The sequence below is a fragment of the Streptomyces chengmaiensis genome (genome assembly GCF_029846775.1).
Classification (GTDB): domain Bacteria; phylum Actinomycetota; class Actinomycetes; order Streptomycetales; family Streptomycetaceae; genus Streptomyces; species Streptomyces chengmaiensis.
The window spans coordinates 315,566-337,641 of record NZ_JARWBG010000003.1; the positions used below are offsets into that span (position 1 = coordinate 315,566).

Here is a 22,076-nt window from a genome sequence, read left to right on the forward strand (position 1 = left end):
TTGCCCGCCCTCACCTCAGCCTGCTGGAGGCGAGGATGGAGACCAGGTGCAGCAGAGTCTGCAGGACCGCGATGCCGGCGAGGACGGCGATGCCGAGACGGGTGAAGAACAGGTCGCCCTGGACCGTGTCGAGGATCGCGGCGGCAAGGATGAACAGGCTGGCCTCGATGCCGCCGACGAGGCGGTGGAACTTCAGCGCGGCCGCGGCGCGGCGGGCGAGCGCGAGTCCCGAGGAGCGGGGCACGGACGCCTCGTCCTGGACGGCGGGCAGTCCGCTGCGGGTGCGCGCCACGTCGACCAGGTCCGTCTCCGCCTTGATCAGGATCGCGCCGAGGGCGGCGACCGTGCCGAGGAACGCCCACAGCCACTCGGGCCGGCCGTCGCCGAGAACGTCGGCCCCGCGCACGCCGAAGCCGACGAGCAGGGCGGCCTCACAGAGGTAGTGGCCTATCCGGTCCAGATAGACGCCGGTGATCGAGGTCTGGCCGCGCCAGCGGGCGACCTCGCCGTCGACGCAGTCCAGCAGCAGATAGACCTGGAAGAGCACGGCGGCCAGGATCGCGCCGGTCAGCCCGGGGATCAGCAGGGCCGCTCCGCCCAGCACGCCGACCACGACCATGAGGTAGGTGAGCTGGTTGGGCGTGATCCTGGTGTTCACCAGATACGGGTCGACACGCAGCGAGATCTCGCGCATGTACAGGCGCCCGGCCCAGTGCTCCCCGCTTCTGCGGTCCTTGACTCCCTCCGGGTGGACGACCGGACGGAGTTCAGCAACTGATGGTCTTGGCATAGTCGGCGTATGCGTCCCTGATCTGGTCGGTGGCGAGGTCGAGGTGCTCGAGGATGGTGAAGCGGCCCGGCCGGGTCTGAGGCGCGTACTCCACGGCGGCGATGAACTCGGCGACGGAGAACCCGATCTCCTCGGGCAGCACCGGCAGCCCGTGCCGGCGCAGCACCTCGGCGAAGAGCCCCGCCTCCTCCGTCGCACCGCGCAGATGCATGGCGAAGGCCGCACCAAGGCCGACCTGCTCGCCGTGGCTGGCGGCGCGCTGCGGGTGGAGCAGGTCGAAGGCGTGGCTGATCTCATGGCAGGCGCCGGACGAGGGCCTCGAGTCACCGCTGATCGACATGGCGATGCCGGAGAGGACCAGCGCCTCGGCGAGGACGGTCAGGAACTCGTCGTCGCCGACGCCTCCCGGGTGCCGCAGCACGGACTCGCCCGCGGTGCGGGCCATCGCGGCCGCCAGTCCGTCGACCTGCTCGCCGGTGATCTCGTGCGAGAGCTCCCAGTCGGCGATCGCCGAGATATTGGAGATCGCGTCGCCGATGCCGGAGCGCACAAAGCGGATCGGGGCGTCGCGGACCACGTCGAGGTCGATGACCATGGCGATGGGCGACGGGACGCCGTACGAGCCGCGGCCGTTGTCGTTGTCGAGGATGGAGACCGGCGAGCAGAGGCCGTCGTGCGCCAGGTTCGTCGCGACGGCGGCCATCGGCAGTCCGACCCGGGCGGCCGCGTACTTGGCCACGTCGATGATCTTGCCGCCGCCGAGACCGATGACGGCGTCGTACCGCTTGCCCCTCATGGCGTCGGCCAGGGTGACCGCGGAGTCGATGGCCCCGTCGGCGACGGGGTACCAGTCGGCGCCCGGCAGCACCGGCGCGAGCCTCTCGCGCAGCGCCTGGCCGGAGCCGCTGCTGATGGCGACGGCCAGCTTTCCGGAGGGCGAGATCCGCTGGTCGGCGAGGAGACCGGCCAGTCCGTCGAGGGCGCCGCGGGAGATGTCGACGACGACCGGGGACGGGATGAGACGGGTCAGTACCGGCACGCGATCTCACGGCCCTTCGCGAGGTCGTCGTGGTTGTCGATCTCAACCCACTCGACCTCGCCGATCGGGGCGACGTCGATCTGGAAGCCGCGGTTGACGAGCTCCTGGTAGCCGTCCTCGTAGTAGAGGTCGGGGTCGCGCTCGAACGTGGCCTTCAGAGCGTCCGCGAGATCGGCGGCGGCATCGGGCTCGATGAGGGTGACGCCGATGTACTCGCCGGCGGCGGTGGCCGGGTCCATCAGCTTGGTGATCCGCTTCACGCCCTGGCCGTCGGCCGTGATCACCTTCATCTCCTCGTCGGCGAGCCGCTTCACCGTGTCCAGCGCAAGGATGATCTTCTGGCCGTCGCCGCGGGCGGCGAGCAGCGTCTTCTCGACGGAGACCGGGTGCACGGTGTCGCCGTTGGCGAGGATCACGCCCTCCTTGAGGACGTCACGGGCACACCAGAGGGAGTAGGCGTTGTTCCACTCCTCCGCCTTGTCGTTGTCGACGAGGGTGAGCTTCAGCCCGTACTTCGCCTCCAGCGCCGCCTTGCGCTCGTAGACGGCCTCCTTGCGGTAACCGACGACGATCGCCGCCTCGGTGAGCCCGATCTCGGCGAAGTTGCCGAGGGTGAGGTCCAGCACGGTGAGCGAGCCGTCTCCGGCGGGGTCCACGGGCACGAGGGCCTTCGGAAGCGTGTCGGTGTAGGGGCGCAGACGCCGTCCGGCACCGGCTGCCAGTACGAGGCCGATCATGCAGGTTCTCCTTCGTCGTGTACGGCGGGTGCTCCGGAGGACACCCAGAAGCGGATGCTCTCGGCGAGCACCACAAGAGCCACGGCCCCGGCCAGGACGGCCAGCGCGAGGGTGAAGTCCGCAGCGCCCAGCAGCGCGGCGGCCAGCGTGACGACCAGGATCCGTCCCTCGTGGCCGCCGGTCGCCCGCACCAGCCACTGCGGGGGCGCTCCGGTGCCGCCGCGGATGCGGTACACCGTGTCGTAGTGATGGTAGGCGACGGCGGACACCAGTCCGAAGGCCGCCGGCAACGCTCCGTTCACCTGGGCGTTGGCGGCCAGCGCGAGGATGACGCCGTATTCCGCCGCCCGGAACACCGGGGGAACCAGCCAGTCCAGGCTGCCCGTCAGCGGGCGGGCCACCGCGGCGGCAGAGGTGAGGACGTACAGCACGGCGGCCGCGACGGGCCAGACGGACCCGTACGGGGTGAGCGCGGCGGCCCCGGTGACGGCGGCCGCACCCGCGGCCGCCGCGGCGAGGGGTATCAGCCCGGGCAGACCGGGCAGCCGCCGTGCGGCGGGGCCCGCGAGGGGACCGGTGTCGGCGAGGTCGGCAAGCGCCTCCGCGGCGCGCGGCGTCCTGCGCGCCCTGCGGGTCAGCGAGCGCAGCACCCGGCCCGCGGTGGTGTAGCAGGCGGCGAATCCGCAGCCGACGAGCAGCGCGTAGAAGACGATCCTCGGGGTGGCCACGGCGGTCAGCACGGCGATCATCGCCCAGCGTTCGCCGATCGGCAGCACGATCATCCGGCGCACCCAGACCGTCCACCCGAGGCCGTCGAGGCGGTCGGAGAGCGCGGCGGTCGGCGAGGTGTTCCCGGTCGCGTCGTGGTTGGCCTCGTTGAAGGAGAAGTCCACGATGTGGCGGCAGGTCTGGAGGACCATGGCGCCCAGCGCGAGCATCCAGACGTCGTCACCGCCGCGGGCCGCGCCGAGCGCCAGGCCCGCGTAGTAGGCGTACTCCTTCGCACGGTCGAACGTGGCGTCGAGCCAGGCGCCCATCGTGGAGTACTGCAGCGAGTAGCGGGCGAGCTGCCCGTCGGCGCAGTCCAGCACGAAGGAGCAGATCAGCAGCAGACCGGCGGCGATGAAACCGGCGCGGGTGCCGGTGGCCGCGCCGGCGGCGGCGAGCAGCGCGGTGAGCAGGGAGGCGGTGGTGACCTGATTGGGGGTCAGTCCGCGTCGGGCGCACCAGCGGGCGACGTAGCGCGAGTAGGGGCTGATGCAGAAGGTCGTGAAGAAGCCGTCGCGGGCCTTGACGGCGGAACGGAGCCGTACGTCCTCCTCGTCGACGGCCTCGACTGCGGCGCGCGCCTGGTGGCGCGCCTCCAGACCGGTCGGCACTGCGGCGACGAGCGACCCCAGTTCCGGCCGGTGCACAGCGGTCCCGTCGGCCTCCATGGCCTGCGCGAGCTGCTCGGGCAGGGGCCCGTAGGCGTCGCGCACGGCATCGGCGCGGACGCCGCCCTGTGCCGCGGCGGATGCATGCGCAGCGCTCGGTGTGCTCCCGTGCGCCGGCGACCATGCGTCGGCCACGCCGCGAGCCGCCTGCTCGCGGGCCGCGCCGCCGGGCACGGCGGGCGCGGCGGTGTCACCGATCGGATGCGCGACGGTCGAGGGCGCGGAACCGCCTGAGGCGGACGGGGCCGACGGGTCTGCGAGCGTCTGCCCGGACTGCCGCAGGGCCCGCAGCAGGGACGCGCGAGCCTCGGGCCGGGCCGTCACGGCGCCGGGGATCGCGGCCGCGGGGAAGCGCGGGTCGGTCAGCCCCAGACGCAGGGCGTGCACATGGCCGACGAAGCACGGGTCGACGACGGCGACCCGCTCAGCGGCCGGCACGGCGGCGAGCTGCACCGCGGCCTCCTGCACACCGGAGGCCAACCGCACGTCGAAGCCCAGCGACCGCAGATCGCCCTCGAGTGACGATCCGGGTACCGGCGTGCCGGTGAGGATGGCGGTCGACAGACGAACTCACTCCTTGGAGCTGACGGTGCTGGCGCGCGGCGGCTCGGGCCCTGCAGTGGGCGGCTGCGCGTCGGCTGAGGCTATCGGATGAACACGGGCGCGAGTTCACCGGTCGTTCATGCCCTGGAGGTCCGCCCGGCTCATCATCGTCGATCATCGCCCCGGCCTCCAAACCGCCCTGGCACATCTGCCGCGCACCCTCCTCGCAGCCGCCGGGCGCGGCCATGGGCCGGACCTCGTCACACGGAACGGAACCGGGCACATCTTCGCAGGTCAGAGGGAATGACAACGGTGTTCAGCGCCATGTTTGCAGATACCCCCCACCCGTAGTTCACTGAGGTTCTGACAGATCATTTCCGACGACCGGGGAGGCATCCTCATGGGGGCTGGGCACGATCACGGGCACACGCACGCGGGGCGGCCGCCCGGCGGCACCGCGGGAGCCGCCTACCAGAGCCGGCTGCGCATCGCGCTCGCGATCACACTCAGCGTGATGGTCGTCGAGGTCATCGGCGGAGTGCTCGCCGACTCTCTCGCCCTGATCGCGGACGCGGCCCACATGGCCACGGACGCGGTGGGGCTCGGCATGGCGCTGCTCGCGATCCACTTCGCCAACCGGCCCGCGGGGCTGAACCGCACCTTCGGCTTCGCCAGGGCGGAGATCCTCGCCGCCCTGGCGAACTGCCTGCTGCTCCTCGGCGTCGGCGGTTATCTGCTGTACGAGGCGGTGCAGCGGTTCATCACTCCGGCGGAGACGAAGGGCGGGCTGGCGATCGCGTTCGCCGCGGTCGGCCTGGTCGCCAACATGATCTCGCTCTCCCTGCTGGTGCGGGGGCAGAAGGAGAGCCTCAACGTCCGCGGGGCCTATCTGGAGGTGCTCGCCGACGCCCTGGGGTCGGTGACCGTGCTGATCTCGGCCGGGGTCATCCTCGCCACCGGCTGGCAGGCGGCCGACCCGATCGCCTCACTCGTCATCGGCCTGATGATCGTGCCGCGGACCGTCAAGCTGCTGCGGGAGACGCTGGACGTCCTGCTGGAGGCGGCGCCGAAGGGCGTCGACATGGCCGAGGTGCGGGAGCACATCCTGGCGCTCCCCGGAGTGGAGGGTCTGCACGATCTCCACGCCTGGACGATCACTTCGGGGCTGCCGGTGCTGTCCGCGCATGTGGTGGTCAGCCAGGATGTGCTGGACACGGTGGGCCACGAGAAGCTGCTGCATGACCTCCAGGGCTGCCTGGGGGACCACTTCGACGTGGAACACTGCACGTTCCAGCTCGAGCCGGCCGGTCATGCAGCCCATGAGGCGCGACTCTGCCACTGACGGCTGACGGCTGACGGCTGACGGCTGACGGCTGACGGCTGACGGCTGCGGAAGCGTCAACCTCGCGGCCCTCACGCCACCCGTGACGGTGAAACCGGTGCGCTTTCCCGCACTGTCGAAGTACGGACAAGCCGCTTTTGTACGGCAGACTGAGCGGGCCCCAGGACCGAAGTGAAGGATGGGTATGCCGACCACACCAGCCACCGCGGCGAACAGTCCGTCGAACGGCGCACCGGAAGCGATCCTGCTCGAACTGGTCGATGAGCACGGCAACACCGTCGGCACCGCGGAGAAGCTCGCCGCGCACCGGGCGCCGGGGCAGCTGCACCGGGCGTTCTCCGTGTTCCTCTTCGACGAACAGGGGCGTCTGCTGCTCCAGCGCCGCGCACCGGGCAAGTACCACTCCCCCGGCGTCTGGTCGAACACCTGTTGCGGGCACCCCTATCCCGGCGAGGCCCCGTTCACTGCGGCCGCCCGGCGCACCTTCGAGGAGCTGGGGGTGTCGCCGTCGCTGATGGCCGAGGCGGGCACGGTCCGCTACAACCACCCCGACCCGGATTCGGGGCTGGTGGAGCAGGAGTTCAACCATCTCTTCGTGGGTCTGGTGCAGTCCCCTCCGCGCCCTGATCCGGAGGAGGTCGGCGAGACGGCCCTCGTCACACCGGAGGAGCTGGCCCGGCTGCGCGCCGGGGCCCCGTTCTCGGCGTGGTTCATGACCGTGCTGGATGCGGCGCGACCGGCGATCAGGGAGCTGACGGGGCCGTCCGGGGGCTGGTGAGCGGGTCGGCCGCACGGGGCGGCGCGGCCGCCAGCGGCAGCGCCGCCCAGATGATCTTGCCGCCGTTCGCGGTGTGCTCGACATCGCAGGTGCCGCCCGCCTCAAGGGTGATCTCACGGACGAGCAGCAGACCGCGACCGCCCGTCTGGCCGTAGTCCGTATCCAGCGGCCTGGGCCGGTAGGGGTGGTTGTCCTCGACGGCCACCCTGATCCAGTGGGGTGAGACGGCGACCTCCACGGCGACCTGGGGCGAGAGCAGAGCCGCGTGCCGTACGGCATTGGTGACCAGCTCGGAGAGGATCAGCAGCAGCCCTTGGAGGAGGTCGTCCCGGACGGGCACGACCTGGCGGGCCAGCAGATCGCGTACGGCGTGTCTGGCCTGGGGGACGGACACCTCGACCGCGGGGACGGTGAACCGCCATACTGCCTCGTCCGCCGACGGCCGGGCTGGGACGCTTCCGCGGCTCTCCATCGTCTGGCACCCACCCTCGCCTCGAGGCCACTGACCATCGGGTGACAAGTGTTGGGAGGGCGTTGGTCCGTACCGGGTTCCTGAACAGAAGTCAGCACCTATCGGCGTCTTCTGATCGCATATGTACGACAGAGTCGGTCGTGCGACCGATCCTGATCCCCTTCTCACCGTTCGAGACTGGTTGGCTTATCTGATCGCTCTGCTTCCGCTCCCCCTGAGGCGACGTCGTCCGGTGCGGCCGTCTGCGTCCGCCCGGCGACCGTGCCGATGACCCGCCGTCCGACGAGCCCGACCGCGATCAGCCCGAGCCCGTCGCACAGCAGCACAAGCCGGCCGAAGCTGCGGCCGGGCCTTCTGCCGTCCCGGGCGGAATCGGTCATGGGCCGGCCGTCGACGCCTCCTCGCAGCAGGGCGCCGACCCCTTCTTGATCGTACGATCGCACCGCCCGGATAGCATCCGGCACATGGAGCCCGAGCTGCAGCACACCGTCGCCGACGGCACGGCCACCGTCGTCATCAGCAATCCGGCCAAGCGCAACGCCATGACGGCAGGCATGTGGCGCGCCCTGCCCGCACTGCTCGACGGGCTCGCCGGGGACCGCCGTGTGCGGGCGCTCGTGCTGACCGGCGCGGGCGACACCTTCTGCGCCGGGGCCGACATCTCGACGCTGCGCGCACCTGGCGATGAGCAGCAGCGGCTGGCGGTGCTGGCCGAGGAGGCGCTGGCCGCCTTCCCCAAGCCCACGCTGGCGGCGGTGCGCGGCTACTGCGTGGGCGGCGGCAGTCAGCTCGCCGCAGCGTGCGATCTGCGGTTCGCGGAGGAGGGGGCGCTGTTCGGAGTGACCCCGGCCAAGCTCGGGATCGTCTACCCCGCTTCGTCGACCCGTCGGCTGGTCGCGCTGACAGGTCCTTCGACCGCCAAGTTTCTGCTCTTCTCGGGCGAGTTGATCGGCGTCGAGCGGGCGCTGCGAACCGGCCTGGTGGACGAGGCGCTGCCGCCCGGTGCGCTGGACAAGCGGATCGCGGAGTTCGCCCGTGTGCTGACCACGCGCTCCCAGCTCACCCAGGCGGCCGCCAAGGAGTTCGCGGCGGGCCGGGACGACCGGGAGGCGTACTGGGCGGAGCAGGCGCGCGGCAGCGGCGACACCGCGGAGGGTGTCGCCGCGTTCCTGGAGCGCAGGGCGCCGCGCTTTGACTGGTCCGTGTGAGGCCGTCCGCGCGGCAGCGGCGGCCGGCGTCCGGCGGGTCGCTCCCCTGCGACGGCCCGGCGGCGGGGCTGCCGCCGCGGCTCAGCCCCGCGCGGCCGCTTGCTCCCTCCCCTCCCTCTGCCGCCTCTCCTGCCTCTGCCGCTTCGCGTTCTTCGCACCCTTCTCGGCGTTATCGGCGTTATCGGCGTTATCGTCCTTCGCCGCCCTGCGACGCCAGTAGTCGACGACCTCGGCCGGGGCCTTCTCCGGCGAGCCCGCGTCATACGGGGGCTGCGGGTCGTACTCGGTGAGCAGCTGCACCGACCGGGCGGTGAAGTCCCCGGAGATCCGGCCGAGGAGGTGCAGGGCCATGTCGATGCCCGAGGAGACGCCGGCGGCCGTGACGTACTTGCCGTCGAAGACCACCCGGTCCCCCGTCGCCTCGACGCCAAAGGCTCGCAGCTCGTCCATCGCCAGCCAGTGGGTGGTGGCCCGGCGGCCGGTGAGCAGTCCCGCCCCGGCCAGCACCAGGGAGCCGGTGCAGACGGAGACGGTCCAGGCCGAGGTGGCGTCGACCGCCCTCAGCCAGTCCGTGACGGTCTTGTCGCGCATGGCCTCGCGGGAGCCGGGGCCGCCCGGGACCAGCACGATGTCGGGGTCCCCGACCTCGTCCAGGGTGCGGTCGGCGACCAGCGCCAAGCTGCCCTGGTCGCCGCGGACCGGCCCCCTCTCCTTGGCGGTGAACACGGTTTCGGAGCCGGGCAGCCTGCCCAGGAGCTCATAGGGGCCGACGGCGTCGAGGGTGGTGAACCTGTCGTACAGCAGTACGGCGATCTGCATCGTGTGGCCTTCCAGTCGAGCGGTCATCAGTCATCAGTCATTGGCCATTGGCCAGCGGTCAGCGGTCAGCGGTCAGCGGTCAGCGGTCAGCGGTCAGCGGTTCAAGGGGACTCGGTGTGTGCGGAGACATGGCCGCGGAAGCGCCGGCGGTACTCCGCGGGGGCCGCCCCGAGGGTTCTGACAAAGGCGCGGCGCATCGCCTCCGGCGTGCCGTAGCCGCAGGCCCGCGAGATCTCCTCGACGCCGTCACGGGAGTCCTCCAGCAGCCTCCTGGCGTGTTCGAGGCGGATCCGCTCGACATAGCGCCCCGGCGTCATGCCGGTCTCGATCCGGAAGGCGCGCGCGAAGTGCCGGGGCGAGAGCCGGGCGCGCGCGGCCAGCGCCTCGACCGACAGATCGCCCTCGGGGTGCTCGCTGATCCAGCGCTGCACCTCGCGCAGCGGCTCCCGGCGGGCGGTCTGCGCGGCGAGCTGGGCGCTGAACTGCGCCTGGTTGCCGGGTCTGCGGAGAAAGACCACCAGGACGCGGGCGACGGCGAGCGCCACTTCCCGGCCGTGGTCCTCCTCGACCAGGGAGAGGGCCAGATCGATGCCTGCGGTGACCCCGGCGGACGTCGCGATCCGCCCGTCCCTGACGAAGATCGGATCCGGGTCGACGTCCACCGCCGGGTGCCGGCGGGCGAGGCGGTCGCAGTGGGCCCAGTGGGTGGTCGCGCGGCGGCCGTCGAGCAGTCCCGCCTCGGCCAGCAGCAGGGCTCCCGTGCACACGGACAGCAGCCGCCTGGCCCGTGGGGCGTGTTCGCGCAGCCAGTCGACCAGCCGCGGGTCGGGCGCCCGGGTGCCCTCGCCGCCGGGGACGAGCAGGGTGTGCTCCACCTCGGTCCCGGCGAGCGGCGTGTCGGGGGTCAGACGCAGCCCGCTGGCGGTGCGGACGGGCGCTCCGTCGAGCGAGGCGGTGCGGATCGGGTACGCGTCGGCGTCGGCGTCGGCGGTGAAGTGGCCGGCGGCGGAGAACACCTCCACGGGCCCCGTGACATCCAGGCTCTGCACGCCGTCGAAGAGGACGACGAGGACGGGTCGCTTCGTCATGGCCTCATCCTTCGCGGGCCGCGGGGGTGGCCGCAATGACGAGAACCCCTCCTTTTCTGCCATGGCGGCCGGTCCAGGGGGGTTCCTGTCATACCGACTAGTCGGTAACGTGCATTTGCATGACCCCTCTGCCCGCGCGCGCCGGCCGCCGCTGCCACAACGCACTCAATCCGCTGCACTCGACGGTGTACTTCTCCCCCGACCTCGCCGAGGAGCTTGCCTCGCTCGGCGTGACGGACCGGAACGCCGTCTATCTCGCCGGACGGTCCGCCGCCATGGGCGCGGTCGGCCCGGGCACGGTGACCGCCGCCTTCTACAACTTCAGCCACGAGCTGATCACCCGGCATCTGCCCGCCGTGTGGACGCGCGTCTCCCCCGAGGAGGTGCTCGCGGCCCGGCTGCGCGCAGCCGACGTCACACTGCGCCGGCTGCTCGGCGAGGACGCCATCGACTCCCCCGAGCTGGCGGAGGCGGCGGAGCTCGCCCTGCGCGCCACCGAGAGGTGCACCCGCCATGCCCGCCCGCTGTACGCGGCGCACGCCGATCTGCCCGTGCCCAAGGAGCCGCACCTGGCGTACTGGCATGCCGCCACCCTGCTGCGCGAACACCGCGGGGACGGCCATCTCGCCGCACTGCTCTCCGTCGGCCTCGACCCGCTGGAGGCGCTGGTGAGCCACACGGCCACCGGCAAGGGCATGAACCCGCGCTGGATCCTCGCCACGCGGGGCTGGCAGCCCGCCGACTGGGACGCCGCCGAGGAACGGCTGCGCGAGCGCGGACTGCTGACCGCGGACGGCCGGTTGACCGAAGCGGGCGTGGCGCTGCGGGCCGAGCTGGAGGAGCACACGGACCGCCTGGACTCCGCTCCGTACGAGCATCTGGGCGCGGACGGCGTCGAGCGGCTGACGGAACTGGGGCGCGGCTTCATGGTCACGGCGGTGTCCGCGGGCGCGTTCCCGGAGGAGCTGCTCGGCAAGGGCTGACGCCACGCGCGGGGTGCCGCGCGGACGGGGCGCGCGACACGCCGCCCGGCCGCGCGGCACAATGCACTCTCAAGCACAGCCAGCGTGAGAAGGCGAGTCGGGACACCGTGACGACGTCCATCGAAGGCAGGATCGCCGAGGAGCTCGGCGTACGGGAGCGGCAGGTGAAGGCGGCCGTCGAGCTGCTCGACGGCGGGGCGACCGTGCCGTTCATCGCGCGCTACCGCAAGGAAGCGACCGAGATGCTCGACGACGCGCAGCTGCGCACGCTCGAGGAGCGGCTGCGGTATCTGCGGGAGCTGGAGGAGCGGCGGACCGCGATCCTCGACTCCATCCGCGAGCAGGGCAAGCTGGACGAGGCGCTGCAGGCGCAGATCCTGGCCGCCGAGACCAAGGCGCGGCTGGAGGACATCTATCTGCCGTTCAAGCCGAAGCGGCGGACCAAGGCGCAGATCGCGCGGGAGGCGGGTCTGGAACCGCTGGCCGAGGGCCTGCTGGGCGATCCGTCCGTGGAACCGCTCGCCGCCGCGGCGGCGTTCGTGGACGCGGACAAGGGCGTCGCCGACGCGGCCGCCGCGCTGGACGGCGCTCGGGCGATTCTGACGGAGCGTTTCTCCGAGGACGCCGATCTGATCGGCGAGCTGCGCGAGCGGATGTGGACGCGCGGGCGGCTCTCGGCGAAGGTCCGGGAGGGCAAGGGCGACGCCAAGGAGGGGCCGGGCGCGAAGTTCGCGGACTACTTCGACTTCGCGGAGCCGTTCACCGAACTGCCCTCGCACCGGGTGCTCGCAATGCTGCGCGGCGAGAAGGAAGAGGTCCTCGACCTGGTGATGGAGCCGGAGGAGCCGGTCGACGGGCCTTCCTCGTACGAGGGGATCATCGCGGACCGCTTCTCCGTCGCCGACCGGGGGCGTCCGGCCGACAAGTGGCTCAAGGACACGGTGCGCTGGGCCTGGCGGACGAAGATCCAGGTGCATCTGGGGATCGATCTGCGGATGCGGCTGCGTACGGCCGCCGAGGACGAGGCGGTCCGGGTCTTCGCGGCGAACCTGCGGGATCTGCTGCTCGCCGCGCCCGCGGGCACACGTGCGACGCTGGGCCTGGACCCCGGCTTCCGTACCGGCGTCAAGGTCGCCGTGGTCGACGCGACCGGCAAGGTCGTGGCGACGGACACGGTCTATCCGCACGTCCCGGCGAACAAGTGGGACGAGTCGCTGGCGACGCTGGCCCGGCTGGCGAAGGAGCACGCGGTCGAACTGGTCGCGATCGGCAACGGCACGGCGTCGCGGGAGACCGACAGACTGGCGGGCGAACTGTGCGCCCGGCACCCGGAGCTGAAGCTCACCAAGGTGATGGTCTCCGAGGCGGGGGCGTCCGTGTATTCGGCGTCCGCCTTCGCCTCGCAGGAGCTTCCCGACCTCGATGTGTCGCTGCGCGGGGCCGTGTCCATCGCCCGGCGGCTCCAGGACCCGCTGGCCGAGCTGGTGAAGATCGACCCCAAGTCGATCGGCGTGGGCCAGTACCAGCACGACCTGTCCGAGGTGAAGCTGTCACGCTCGCTGGACGCGGTGGTGGAGGACTGTGTGAACGGCGTCGGCGTCGATGTCAACACCGCCTCCGCGCCGCTGCTGTCCCGGGTGTCCGGCATCGGGGCTGGCCTCGCGGAGAACATCGTCGCCCACCGCGACTCGAACGGACCCTTCCGCTCCCGGAAGGCGCTCAAGGACGTGGCGCGGCTGGGCCCGAAGGCGTACGAGCAGTGCGCGGGCTTCCTGCGCATCCGCGGCGGGGCCGATCCGCTGGACGCGTCCAGCGTGCACCCGGAGGCGTATCCGGTGGTGCGCTCGATGGTGCAGAAGGCGGGCGGCGAAGTCGCCTCGCTGATCGGCAACACCGCGGTGCTGCGGTCGCTGAAGCCGGGCGACTTCGTGGACGAGGCCTTCGGCCTGCCGACGGTGACGGACATCCTCCGCGAGCTGGAGAAGCCGGGCCGCGACCCGCGCCCGGCCTTCAGGACGGCCTCCTTCAAGGAGGGCGTGGAGAAGATCGGCGACCTGGCGCCGGGGATGGTCCTGGAGGGCGTGGTGACGAACGTCGCGGCCTTTGGCGCGTTCGTGGACGTCGGTGTGCACCAGGACGGGCTGGTCCATGTCTCCGCGATGTCCAAGACGTTTGTGAAGGACCCGCGGGACGTGGTCAAGCCCGGCGATGTGGTCAAGGTGAAGGTCCTGGACGTCGACATCCCGCGCAAGCGGATCTCGCTGACGCTGCGGCTCGACGACGAGGCAGCGGCGGCGGGCGGCAGCCGTCCGCCGAAGCAGCGGCAGGGCGGCGGAGGCCGCGACCGCGACCGCCGCGGCGGCTCCCGCTCCGGAGGCGGGGGCGCGAGCGGGGGCCGGCCGGGTCCCGCCCCCGCGAACAGCGCCATGGCCGACGCACTGCGCAAGGCGGGGCTGCTCGACGGGGGGCGGGGGCGCGGGCGGCGCTGAGGCCGCCTCGCCGCCTGCGGCGGGCCTGGGGCGAAGCCCCGGGCTCCGTTTTCGGGGCTCCGCCCCCGGACCCCGTACGGGGGCGGAGCCCCGGACCCCCGCGACTGGATCTCCCCCGGCTACCTCCCCCAGACTCCGTCCGGGGGTGCCCCCACGGAGGTACCCCCAGGCGGGGCTTGATTTTCAAGCCCGTCCGGCGGTTGAGGACACGGCCGAAGGCCGTGCGGGGGGTCTGGGGGCTTGCCCCCGGTTAACGGGAAGGGGCGGGAAGGGGCGGGGTGGGGAAAACGCAGCACCTCAGTGCTCGAGGACCCTGCCCTCCGTCACCTCGACCCGCCGCGTCACCCGCACCGCGTCCAGCATCCGCCGGTCATGCGTGACCAGCAGCAGCGTCCCCGCGTATGAGTCGAGCGCGGACTCCAGCTGCTCGATCGCCGGCAGGTCGAGGTGGTTGGTCGGCTCGTCGAGGACGAGGAGGTTGACCCCGCGGCCCTGGAGCAGCGCCAGGGCGGCGCGGGTCCGCTCACCCGGGGAGAGGGTGGTCGCCGGGCGCAGGACATGGCGGGCGCCGAGGCCGAATTTGGCCAGCAGGGTGCGGACATCGGCCGGTTCGGTTCCGGGCGCGGCCGCGCAGAACGCGTCGAGCAGTGTGTCGGCTGCTTGGAAGAGCGCGCGGGCCTGGTCGATCTCGCCGACCACGACGCCCGATCCCAGCGCGGCATGCCCCGCGTCCAGCGGGAGCCGGCCGAGGAGCGCGGCCAGCAGGGTGGATTTGCCGGACCCGTTGGGGCCGGTGACGGCGACCCGGTCGGCCCAGTCGATCTGAAGTGAGACGGGTCCGAGGCGGAAGTCCCCGCGCCGCACTTCGGCGGCGCGCAGTGTCGCGGCCACCGCGCCCGAGCGGGGCGCCGCGGCGATCTCCATTCGCAGCTCCCACTCCTTGCGCGGCTCTTCGACGACCTCCAGGCGTTCGATCATCCGCTGGGTCTGGCGGGCCTTGGCCGCCTGCTTCTCGCTCGCCTCGCTGCGGAACTTCCGGCCGATCTTGTCGCTGTCGGCGGCCTTGCGCCGGGCGTTCTTGACGCCTTTGTCCATCCATGCGCGCTGTGTGCGCGCCCGGGTTTCCAGGGCGGCCTTCCTGTCCGCGTACTCCTCGTACTCGTCGCGGGCGTGCCGACGCGCGGTCCTGCGTTCTTCCAGGTAGGACGTGTAGCCGCCGCCGTAGAGGGTGATCTGCCGCTGGGCGAGGTCCAGTTCGAGGACCTTGGTCACGGTGCGGGTGAGGAACTCGCGGTCGTGGCTGACGACGACGGCGCCCGCTCGCAGACCGGTGACGAAGGACTCCAGCCGCTGAAGTCCGTCCAGGTCGAGGTCGTTGGTGGGTTCGTCGAGGAGGAAGACGTCATAGCGGGAGAGCAGCAGCGAGGCGAGCGAGGCACGTGCCGCCTGGCCGCCGGAGAGCGCGGTCATGGGCAGGTCGAGGCCGATCGTCAGACCGAGCGAGCCGGCGACCTCCTCGGCACGTTCGTCGAGGTCCGCGCCGCCGAGGTGGAGCCAGCGCTCCAGGGCGGCGGCGTACGCGTCGTCCGCGCCGGGCGCACCCGCCACCAGCCCCTGTGCGGCATCGTCCATCGCCGTCTGGGCCGCGGCCACGCCGGTTCGGCGGGCCAGGAACTGCCGGACCGTCTCCCCCGGCCGCCGCTCGGGCTCCTGCGGCAGATGTCCCACGGCGGCGGTGGGCGGCGAGAGCCGCACCTCGCCCTGTTCCGGCGCGTCGAGCCCGGCGAGCAGCCGCAGCAGCGTGGACTTCCCCGCGCCGTTGACGCCGACGAGTCCGACGACGTCTCCGGGCGCGACGACGAGGTCGAGAGCGGTGAACAGCGAGCGTTCGCCGTGGCCCGCGGCGAGATCCTTGGCGACGAGGGTGGCAGTCATCAGGGCGCCGATCCTACGGGTGCGGGCGTCGGCGCGTCATGTCATGACCCGGGCGGCCAAGACGCCGTCCGCGGTGGGGGCCGACGGGCCGCCGCGAAGGCTTCCGGGGCCCGCGCCGGGAGGGGTGCGCCCAGCAGCCGAAAGCCCCTCGGCGACCGGGCCGTCATGCCGTCAGGCCGTCAGGCCGTCAGGCCGTCAGGCGGTCAGGCCGTCAGGCAGTCAGGCAGTCAGGCCCCCTCGATATGAGGTCGCTCGGCTGTCAGGTACCGCTGAATGGTGGGGGCGAGCCACGCGATCACCTCGTCGCGCGTGAGGTCCACGGCGGGCGGCAGCTTCAGCACGTAGCGGGCCAGGGCCATGCCCAGGATCTGCGAGGCTGCGAGCGCGGCGCGGGTGGGCGCCTCGGCCGGGTCGGGGCAGACGCCGGCGACGACGGGGCCTATCTGCTCCTTGAAGATCGCGTGGATGCGCTCCGCGCCGGCCGGATGAGTGACCCCGCCGCGGAGGACCGCGTTCAGCACGTCGTCAGCCTCCCAGCGGTCGAGGAAGTGGCCGACGAGGACGGCCCCGATGTGCCGGGTCGGCAGCGCGCCAGCCGAAGGGAGGCGCAGGTCGATCTCGGAAGCGGCGGCGAAGAGCCGCTCCTTGTTGCCGAAGTAGCGCATCACCATCGAGGGGTCGATGTCCGCGTCGCGGGCGATCGCGCGGATGGTGGCGCGTTCATAGCCGTCTTCGGCGAAGCGCACACGGGCCGCTTCGAGGATCGCGGCGCGGGTGGCGTCCGAGCGCCGGGGACCTGTTTCCGTCGTCATGCCAACGAATGTAGGCCAACGGGTGTTGACAGGCCAGTCCCGACGGGTCCAGACTTGCCAACAAGCGTTGACCAACACATGTTGGCCAACAAGTGTTGATGTCCACGGGACACCCCTGGGGAGGGCGACATGACCGGACGGACGGACACGCGGGCGGAGACCCGGACCGATGTGATCGTCGTGGGAGCTGGGCCGACCGGCCTGCTGCTGGCGGGCGACCTGGCGGCAGCGGGGCTGAAGGTCACACTGGTGGAGCGGCGCGCACCCGAGATCGCCAATCTGACCCGGGCCTTCGGCGTCCACGCACGGACGCTGGAGCAGCTCGACGCCCGGGGACTGGCGGACGAGTTGGTGGAGAAGGGGTCACCGGTGACGGAGATTCGCTTCTTTGGGCAGTTCTCGCTGGACGTCTCCGGGCTGCGGTCGCGCTTCCCGTTCATGCTGATCACGCCCCAGTACGAGGTCGAGCGGCTGCTCCAGCGGCGCGCGCGGGACGCCGGGGCCGAGCTCCGGTACGGCACGGTGCTCCGCGACCTGGGCCAGGACGCGGAGGGCGTCACCGCCGAGCTGGCCCCCGCCGACGGAGGCCCGGCGACCTCGCTGAGGGCACGCTGGCTGGTGGGCGCGGACGGTGTCCGGAGCACAGTGCGGGATCTGCTCGGACTGCCGTTCCCCGGGCATGCGGTGATCCGCTCGATGGTCCTGGCCGACGTACGCCTCGACGCGGAGCCGAAAGGCCCGATCGCGGTGAACGGCGCCGACGGGGCATTCGCGTTCGTGGCGCCGTTCGGTGACGGCTGGCACCGGGTGATGGGCTGGGCCCGTGACCGGCAGGCCCCCGACAGCGAGCAGGTCGGCCTGGACGAGGTGCGGGAGATCGTCCGGCGTTCCCTCGGCACCGACTACGGGATGCACGACGCCCGCTGGATGTCCCGCTTCCACAGCGACGAGCGCCAGGTCCCGGCGTACCGCACCGGCCGCGTCTTCCTGGCCGGTGACGCGGCGCACGTCCACTCGCCGGCGGGCGGCCAGGGCATGAACACCGGCATCCAGGACGCCGCGAACCTCTCCTGGAAGCTGGCCGCCGTCCTCCGCGGCGAGGCCCCCGACCCGGAGGCCCTGCTCGACAGCTACCACGCGGAACGCCACCCGGTCGGCAGGATGGTGCTCCGCAGCAGCGGCGGCATCGTCCGCCTGGCGATGGCCCACACCCGGCTGCAGCGCGCCGTCCGCGCGGCGGCGGGCGGCGTCATGGGGGCGGTCACCCCCGTCCGGCGCAAGGCCGCCGGGATGGTCACCGGCATCGGCGTCCGATACCCGGCCCCTCGCGGCAGCCACCCGCTCACCGGCAGGCGCGCCCCCGATCTGTCCCTGAGGGAAGGCCGCCTGTACGAACTCCTCCGCAGGGGCGCCCCGGTGCTCGTCACCCCCCAGGGCGGCACCCCTTCCATACCCCCGGCCCTGGCGGGCGCCGCCACCGATGCGACCTGGACCGACCCCACCCGCCGTACATCGCTCCTGATCCGCCCGGACGCGTACGTGGCGTGGGCCACGGGCTGAGCCGCACCGGGCCCTCTCGTTCATATCCTGCCGGGAGGGCTCGGCGCTACGGTCGAATCTCGGCGGGCCGGACGTCCGCAGACGTCAGCAGCGGGTACGCGGCTCGCCTTCCGTCAGGTGGTACGGGGCGCGGGCGTCGAGCAGCAGAGACACGAGTTCGCGCTGGGACTGCCGCAGGGGCACCGTCGCGCCGCCCGCCGGTTCCGGGCGGGAGACGACCCCGTGCAGGGCGAGTTCGTCGTGGACGTCGGCGTACTGCCCGGCGCTCAGCCGGTAGCCGCAGGGCGGGTTCCGGAGTGTCTCGTCCTGGTCGGGCGGGTCGTTGTCCGCGCCGCCGAAATACACCGGGCCGCGGTCCAGCAGGCCGGACAACCGGGCGGCCGCCGTCGTGGCCTCGATGCGGACGCGGCGTTCGCCGGCGTAGTCGAGGAGCCCGTCCAGGGCGGCGCGCTGACTTGCCACGCGACGCCGCTTGTTGGCCGCCGGGTCGTTCTGCTCCCCTTCCGTGAGGGGGTCGACCCGGCTCTCGATGAGCAGTCCCACGGCGTTCTTGACGCCCGAGGCGTTGCGGAGGATGCGTTCCTGGCCGTCGCCCGCGGTCTGCCTGACCGGTTCGCCGGTGACCGGATCGGTCCAGATGCCGTAGGTGCCCGAAGTGAAGCCGTGGCGGTGCGCGGAGGGCCGTACGTAGCGGCCGGACAGGAGTTGCGCCTCCCGGTGGATCCCGGCGTCCGTGTTGGGATTGCGCGGCCACAGGTCGAACAGGTCCTTGTCGTAGTACGGCGGCGTGGCCCCGTACTCGTGCAGGTCGTAGACGATGTCGGGGCGTTCGTCGCGCAGGACTTCGGCCAGCGCGCGGCCTTCGGCGGTGCGCAGCGCGATGTGGTCGCGGTTGACGTCCACGCCGTCCGCGTTGCCGCGGGTGCCGGCCGCCCGCCCGTCGGGGTTGGCGGTCGGGACGACCAGGACGCGCGTACGGTCCAGGAAGCGGCGGGTCTCCCCGTCGCGCGCGTACGCCAGATCCCGGACGGCGCTCAGACAGGCGTCGCGGCCGGCCGGTTCGTCGCCGTGCTGGCTGCACACCAGCAGCACGGTGGCCGGGGCGTGCCGGGCCCCGACCCGCACGAGCCGGAGCGGGCGGCCCTGCCCGGTCGTGCCGATCCTGCGGACCGAGACCCGGTCTCCGGGGCCGGGTGCGCCGTGGTCGACCGCTGTGAGGAAGTCGCGCTCCTCCGCCTCGCCGGTCCAGCGCGCTCCCCCGCTGGTCTCGAAGCCCGTGCGGGGCGTCGGGTGTGCGGCCTGTGCGGGAGCGGTGACCAGTGGCGCCGCAAGGGCGGCGGCCGCCGCGGTCAGCGCGAGGGTACGGAGCCGGACGCGGGCGAACATCTGCTGCTGCCTCCCGGATAGCGACAGGGTGCGCGACGACGTGAGTGCACGGGCCGGCCGCGTGTCGCGGGTGCGGGGACGCGCGCCTCGGCACGAGCGGGGACGGTACTCCTGGCGGCTGCTGTGCGACAGGGCGCCGTTCGGCCACCGGGGTGACGGGAGCGGCTGCGGGGTGGCGCGGGCTGGGAGCACGCACCGCTCCGGGGTGCGCACACCCGCAGGGAGCGTGCTCACCGCCGCGGGCCGACTCCGGCCGGGCGCACGCCCACGGCCGTGGGCCGCACCTCGGCCGAGAGAGCGCTCCCATGATCCGACCGGCGCCGATACCCTGGGCAGGGTGCCGCTGAGCAGGCTGTGAGCAGATGAGGAGCGCCGTTTTGCCGGAGCAGACCGCTGGTTCGCGTCCCACGCTCGAAGCCGTCGCGGCCCGCGCCGGAGTATCCCGCGCCACCGCCTCCCGGGTCGTCAACGGCGGTGCGGGCGTGCGTCCCCCGCTCGTGGACAAGGTGCGGCGGGCGGTGGAGGAGCTGGGGTATGTGCCCAACCATGCGGCCCGCACCCTGGTGACCCGGCGCAACGGCGCCATCGCCGTGATCATCGCCGAGCCGGAGTTCCGGGTCTTCTCGGACCCGTTCTTCGAGCAGCAGGTCCGCGGCATCAGCAGGGAACTGATCGCCTATGACGCACAGCTGGTGCTGCTGTGGGTGGAGGGGCCGGGCGACCACGGCCGCATCGCCCGCTATCTCGGCGGCGGCCATGTCGACGGCGCGCTCGCGTTCTCGCTCCACCACGACGACGAACTGCCGTCCGTCATCCGCCGGGCGCGGGTGCCCGCCGTGTTCGGAGGGCGGCCCTTCCTCCCGGGCGGGGACGGCGAGCCGAGGGTCCCCTATGTCGACGCCGACAACCGCGGCGGGGCACGTGAGGCGGTGCGCCGTCTGGTCTCCCTCGGCCGCACCCGGATCGCGCATATCGCCGGGCCGCGCGACCAGACCTCCGCACTCGACCGGATCGCCGGATACCACGATGTGCTGCTGGACGCCGACCCGGAGCTGATCCGCCAGGGGGACTTCACGGCGGAGAGCGGCGCGCGCGCCATGGCGGAGCTGCTCGAGCACCGGCCCGATGTGGACGCGGTGTTCGCCGGCAACGACCTGATGGCCTCCGGCGCCCTGCGGGTGCTGCGCGAGAGCGGCCGGAGGGTGCCGCAGGATGTGGCGCTGGTGGGTTTCGACGACATGCGCACGGTCGTCGAGGCCGTCGATCCCCCGCTGACGACGGTGCGTCAGGACATCGAGGGCATGGGGAGACTGATGGTGCGGCTGCTGATGCGCGTACTCGACGACCACGGCGCGAACGGGTCGCGGACCGGCAGTCCCGCGTCGGTCATCACGCCGACGACGCTCGTCGTGCGGGCCTCCGCCTGAGCTCCTGCCGTGCGAGGGCCTTCCGCGGGAGCGTGCCGTCGCGCCGCGCCTTCTGCCGGGCGCGCCGGGCGAGCGGCAGATAGCGCAGACGCTCGGGAAGGACCGGCACCACGGCCCGTACCACCCGGCCGAAGCGGCGCAGCGCCCGCTCCTGCCGGTCGCTCCATTCGAGGCCGATCGCCGCACGGGCCTCGGGCGGCATCAGCCCGATGGTCATGAAGCGGCGGAGGCGCAGGATGCGCGGCAGCAGGAGCGGCCAGAGCGCCCGCAGCGCCAGCCGCAGCACGAGCGGGCCGCGGTCGGGCGGCGGCACGGGCGCGTCGAGGGCGACGAGTTCGCGTACGACGGCGGTGGCCTCGATCTCTTCGGCGAGGACGGTGCGGTAGTACGGCCAGAACTCCTCCGGGGTCTGCGGCATGTCCCGGTCCCTGAGACCCAGGATGCGCCCGACCTGGAGCCACTCCGCGTACAGGGCGCGCTCCTGCGCCTGTGTGAGCGGCCGCACCAGATAGCGGGCCGCGTGCCGGTAGACGGGGAAGCCGGTGGCGTGGACCCAGGCGTAGTAGGCGGGGTCGAGCGCGTGGTAGCGGCGGCCGTGTGCGTCGACGCCCTGGATGGTCTTGTGCAGCTCACGGAGTCTGCGGCCCTCGGCGGCGGCGTCGCGGCCTCCGTACACCCACAGTTGGACGGAGCGCAGCGAGCGCTCGCCGCGGCCCCATGGGTCGGTGCGGAAGACCGAGTGCTCGTCGACTCCGGCGCCCACGGCGGGGTGGGCCACCTGCATCGTGAGGGCGGCGGGCAGCATCAGCAGCGCCCGCACGTCACCGGCCAGCGTCCACAGCACCCCGCCGGGCGGGGGCGGCGCGGGGTCGGTTGCTGCGCTGCTCATGCGGTCTGCTCCCCGTGCCACTTCGTTCCTTATGCGTCTTCCAGTATGCGCTGAGCGGGCGCGGGGCGAGGAGTTGGGGTGATCGTGCGACGCAGGAAAGAAAGTCGCCTCCTGAGCATTACCAGGAGGTAACTGTGGCTGATTTGATGTGGCGCGCCGGTTCCGCCCCCCCACCGTCAGAACCCAGGAGTCTCAATGACGAAGTCAAGCCGCTTGCGTGACTGGCGGGGCGGAGGTGAAGACCCGTCCGTCACGCAGCAGGGCCCACAACACACTCGCCCGCCGGCGGGCCAGAGCAATGACGGCCTGGACGTGCTTGCAGCCCTCGCCGCGCTTCTTCAGG

At 72.4% G+C, this 22,076-nt stretch carries 19 protein-coding genes and 1 pseudogene; 7 read left to right on the forward strand and 13 right to left on the reverse strand.

The features are described 5' to 3' along the window. Positions 1 to 10: 10 nt before the first annotated feature. From QCN29_RS04740 to QCN29_RS04755, 4 genes are read right to left on the reverse strand one after another with little or no spacing between them, the layout of a single operon-like run. A complete protein-coding gene (locus tag QCN29_RS04740) occupies positions 11 to 790 on the reverse strand; it encodes a CDP-alcohol phosphatidyltransferase family protein (RefSeq protein WP_279926406.1) in 780 nt (259 codons plus the stop codon). Next, entirely contained in the window at positions 768 to 1,829 is a 1,062-nt protein-coding gene (locus QCN29_RS04745) for an iron-containing alcohol dehydrogenase family protein (protein ID WP_240137135.1), read from the reverse strand. Before QCN29_RS04745 ends, QCN29_RS04740 begins: the two co-directional genes overlap by 23 nt. After that, positions 1,817 to 2,566: a phosphocholine cytidylyltransferase family protein gene (locus QCN29_RS04750; protein ID WP_279926407.1), complete on the reverse strand. Its 750-nt coding sequence runs from the start codon at positions 2,564 to 2,566 to the stop codon at positions 1,817 to 1,819. The genes QCN29_RS04745 and QCN29_RS04750 overlap by 13 nt, the downstream gene beginning before the upstream one ends. Beyond that, the gene (locus tag QCN29_RS04755) at positions 2,563 to 4,455 is read right to left on the reverse strand and encodes a DUF5941 domain-containing protein (RefSeq protein ID WP_398859113.1); all 1,893 of its coding nucleotides are present in this window, start codon (positions 4,453 to 4,455) and stop codon (positions 2,563 to 2,565) included. Before QCN29_RS04755 ends, QCN29_RS04750 begins: the two co-directional genes overlap by 4 nt. 490 nt (positions 4,456 to 4,945) lie before the next feature. On the opposite strand from QCN29_RS04755, the gene QCN29_RS04760 reads away from it, so the two are divergent. Together QCN29_RS04760 and idi are read left to right on the forward strand one after the other, a co-directional pair. Then, entirely contained in the window at positions 4,946 to 5,887 is a 942-nt protein-coding gene (locus QCN29_RS04760; protein WP_279926408.1) for a cation diffusion facilitator family transporter, read from the forward strand. 184 nt (positions 5,888 to 6,071) lie between these two features. Further along, positions 6,072 to 6,665: an isopentenyl-diphosphate Delta-isomerase gene (gene idi, locus QCN29_RS04765; RefSeq protein ID WP_279926409.1), complete on the forward strand. Its 594-nt coding sequence runs from the start codon at positions 6,072 to 6,074 to the stop codon at positions 6,663 to 6,665. On the opposite strand, the gene QCN29_RS04770 is transcribed toward idi, so the two are convergent. Together QCN29_RS04770 and QCN29_RS04775 are read right to left on the reverse strand one after the other, a co-directional pair. Next, positions 6,631 to 7,137, reverse strand: a complete 507-nt coding sequence (locus QCN29_RS04770) for an ATP-binding protein (protein ID WP_279926410.1) — start codon at positions 7,135 to 7,137, stop codon at positions 6,631 to 6,633. The two genes, idi and QCN29_RS04770, sit on opposite strands and share 35 nt — an antisense overlap. A gap of 164 nt (positions 7,138 to 7,301) precedes the next feature. Then, positions 7,302 to 7,517: a hypothetical protein gene (locus tag QCN29_RS04775; RefSeq protein ID WP_279926411.1), complete on the reverse strand. Its 216-nt coding sequence runs from the start codon at positions 7,515 to 7,517 to the stop codon at positions 7,302 to 7,304. An 84-nt stretch (positions 7,518 to 7,601) separates the two neighbouring features. Between QCN29_RS04775 and QCN29_RS04780 the strand changes: the two genes are divergently transcribed. Further along, positions 7,602 to 8,345, forward strand: a complete 744-nt coding sequence (locus QCN29_RS04780) for an enoyl-CoA hydratase/isomerase family protein (protein WP_279926412.1) — start codon at positions 7,602 to 7,604, stop codon at positions 8,343 to 8,345. Positions 8,346 to 8,426: 81 nt separating this feature from the next. Here QCN29_RS04780 and QCN29_RS04785 read toward each other — a convergent pair whose 3' ends face one another. Both QCN29_RS04785 and QCN29_RS04790 read right to left on the reverse strand, forming a co-directional pair. Further along, entirely contained in the window at positions 8,427 to 9,164 is a 738-nt protein-coding gene (locus QCN29_RS04785; RefSeq protein ID WP_279926430.1) for a DJ-1/PfpI family protein, read from the reverse strand. A gap of 101 nt (positions 9,165 to 9,265) precedes the next feature. Beyond that, positions 9,266 to 10,252: a GlxA family transcriptional regulator gene (locus QCN29_RS04790; protein ID WP_279926414.1), complete on the reverse strand. Its 987-nt coding sequence runs from the start codon at positions 10,250 to 10,252 to the stop codon at positions 9,266 to 9,268. A gap of 119 nt (positions 10,253 to 10,371) precedes the next feature. On the opposite strand from QCN29_RS04790, the gene QCN29_RS04795 reads away from it, so the two are divergent. Further along, positions 10,372 to 11,235, forward strand: coding sequence for an SCO6745 family protein (locus QCN29_RS04795; protein WP_279926415.1), 864 nt, complete (start codon positions 10,372 to 10,374; stop codon positions 11,233 to 11,235). A 107-nt stretch (positions 11,236 to 11,342) separates the two neighbouring features. Further along, positions 11,343 to 13,724, forward strand: coding sequence for a Tex family protein (locus QCN29_RS04800; RefSeq protein ID WP_279926416.1), 2,382 nt, complete (start codon positions 11,343 to 11,345; stop codon positions 13,722 to 13,724). Between the two features lie 297 nt (positions 13,725 to 14,021). On the opposite strand, the gene QCN29_RS04805 is transcribed toward QCN29_RS04800, so the two are convergent. Continuing rightward, the gene (locus tag QCN29_RS04805) at positions 14,022 to 15,659 is read right to left on the reverse strand and encodes an ABC-F family ATP-binding cassette domain-containing protein (protein WP_279926417.1); all 1,638 of its coding nucleotides are present in this window, start codon (positions 15,657 to 15,659) and stop codon (positions 14,022 to 14,024) included. 227 nt (positions 15,660 to 15,886) lie between these two features. Further along, positions 15,887 to 16,471 (reverse strand): TetR/AcrR family transcriptional regulator, encoded by a 585-nt coding sequence (locus tag QCN29_RS04810; RefSeq protein WP_240137146.1) that lies wholly within the window; start codon positions 16,469 to 16,471, stop codon positions 15,887 to 15,889. A 129-nt stretch (positions 16,472 to 16,600) separates the two neighbouring features. Between QCN29_RS04810 and QCN29_RS04815 the strand changes: the two genes are divergently transcribed. Then, positions 16,601 to 18,031, forward strand: a complete 1,431-nt coding sequence (locus QCN29_RS04815; RefSeq protein ID WP_279926418.1) for an FAD-dependent oxidoreductase — start codon at positions 16,601 to 16,603, stop codon at positions 18,029 to 18,031. An 84-nt stretch (positions 18,032 to 18,115) separates the two neighbouring features. Here QCN29_RS04815 and QCN29_RS04820 read toward each other — a convergent pair whose 3' ends face one another. Then, the gene (locus QCN29_RS04820) at positions 18,116 to 19,417 is read right to left on the reverse strand and encodes a M14 family metallopeptidase (RefSeq protein ID WP_279926419.1); all 1,302 of its coding nucleotides are present in this window, start codon (positions 19,415 to 19,417) and stop codon (positions 18,116 to 18,118) included. Between the two features lie 362 nt (positions 19,418 to 19,779). On the opposite strand from QCN29_RS04820, the gene QCN29_RS04825 reads away from it, so the two are divergent. After that, on the forward strand, positions 19,780 to 20,844 hold the full coding sequence (locus QCN29_RS04825; RefSeq protein WP_398859114.1) for a LacI family DNA-binding transcriptional regulator: 1,065 nt from the start codon (positions 19,780 to 19,782) through the stop codon (positions 20,842 to 20,844). Here QCN29_RS04825 and QCN29_RS04830 read toward each other — a convergent pair. Together QCN29_RS04830 and QCN29_RS04835 are read right to left on the reverse strand one after the other, a co-directional pair. Next, entirely contained in the window at positions 20,807 to 21,733 is a 927-nt protein-coding gene (locus QCN29_RS04830; RefSeq protein ID WP_279926421.1) for an oxygenase MpaB family protein, read from the reverse strand. The genes QCN29_RS04825 and QCN29_RS04830 overlap by 38 nt on opposite strands. Positions 21,734 to 21,937: 204 nt before the next feature. Beyond that, a pseudogene (locus QCN29_RS04835) lies at positions 21,938 to 22,076 on the reverse strand (IS110 family transposase); the annotation flags it as partial.

Excerpts from the sequence above, each read along its gene's own strand:
- QCN29_RS04785 (WP_279926430.1), bottom strand. The coding sequence starts at position 9,164 with ATGCAGATCGCCGTACTGCTGTACGACAGGTTCACCACCCTCGACGCC.
- QCN29_RS04775 (WP_279926411.1), bottom strand. The coding sequence starts at position 7,517 with ATGACCGATTCCGCCCGGGACGGCAGAAGGCCCGGCCGCAGCTTCGGC.
- QCN29_RS04770 (WP_279926410.1), bottom strand. The coding sequence starts at position 7,137 with ATGGAGAGCCGCGGAAGCGTCCCAGCCCGGCCGTCGGCGGACGAGGCA.
- QCN29_RS04795 (WP_279926415.1), top strand. The coding sequence starts at position 10,372 with ATGACCCCTCTGCCCGCGCGCGCCGGCCGCCGCTGCCACAACGCACTC.
- QCN29_RS04760 (WP_279926408.1), top strand. The coding sequence starts at position 4,946 with ATGGGGGCTGGGCACGATCACGGGCACACGCACGCGGGGCGGCCGCCC.
- QCN29_RS04825 (WP_398859114.1), top strand. The coding sequence starts at position 19,780 with ATGAGGAGCGCCGTTTTGCCGGAGCAGACCGCTGGTTCGCGTCCCACG.
- QCN29_RS04750 (WP_279926407.1), bottom strand. The coding sequence starts at position 2,566 with ATGATCGGCCTCGTACTGGCAGCCGGTGCCGGACGGCGTCTGCGCCCC.
- idi (WP_279926409.1), top strand. The coding sequence starts at position 6,072 with ATGCCGACCACACCAGCCACCGCGGCGAACAGTCCGTCGAACGGCGCA.
- QCN29_RS04780 (WP_279926412.1), top strand. The coding sequence starts at position 7,602 with ATGGAGCCCGAGCTGCAGCACACCGTCGCCGACGGCACGGCCACCGTC.
- QCN29_RS04790 (WP_279926414.1), bottom strand. The coding sequence starts at position 10,252 with ATGACGAAGCGACCCGTCCTCGTCGTCCTCTTCGACGGCGTGCAGAGC.
- QCN29_RS04830 (WP_279926421.1), bottom strand. The coding sequence starts at position 21,733 with ATGAGCAGCGCAGCAACCGACCCCGCGCCGCCCCCGCCCGGCGGGGTG.
- QCN29_RS04820 (WP_279926419.1), bottom strand. The coding sequence starts at position 19,417 with ATGTTCGCCCGCGTCCGGCTCCGTACCCTCGCGCTGACCGCGGCGGCC.
- QCN29_RS04815 (WP_279926418.1), top strand. The coding sequence starts at position 16,601 with ATGACCGGACGGACGGACACGCGGGCGGAGACCCGGACCGATGTGATC.
- QCN29_RS04805 (WP_279926417.1), bottom strand. The coding sequence starts at position 15,659 with ATGACTGCCACCCTCGTCGCCAAGGATCTCGCCGCGGGCCACGGCGAA.
- QCN29_RS04740 (WP_279926406.1), bottom strand. The coding sequence starts at position 790 with ATGCCAAGACCATCAGTTGCTGAACTCCGTCCGGTCGTCCACCCGGAG.
- QCN29_RS04810 (WP_240137146.1), bottom strand. The coding sequence starts at position 16,471 with ATGACGACGGAAACAGGTCCCCGGCGCTCGGACGCCACCCGCGCCGCG.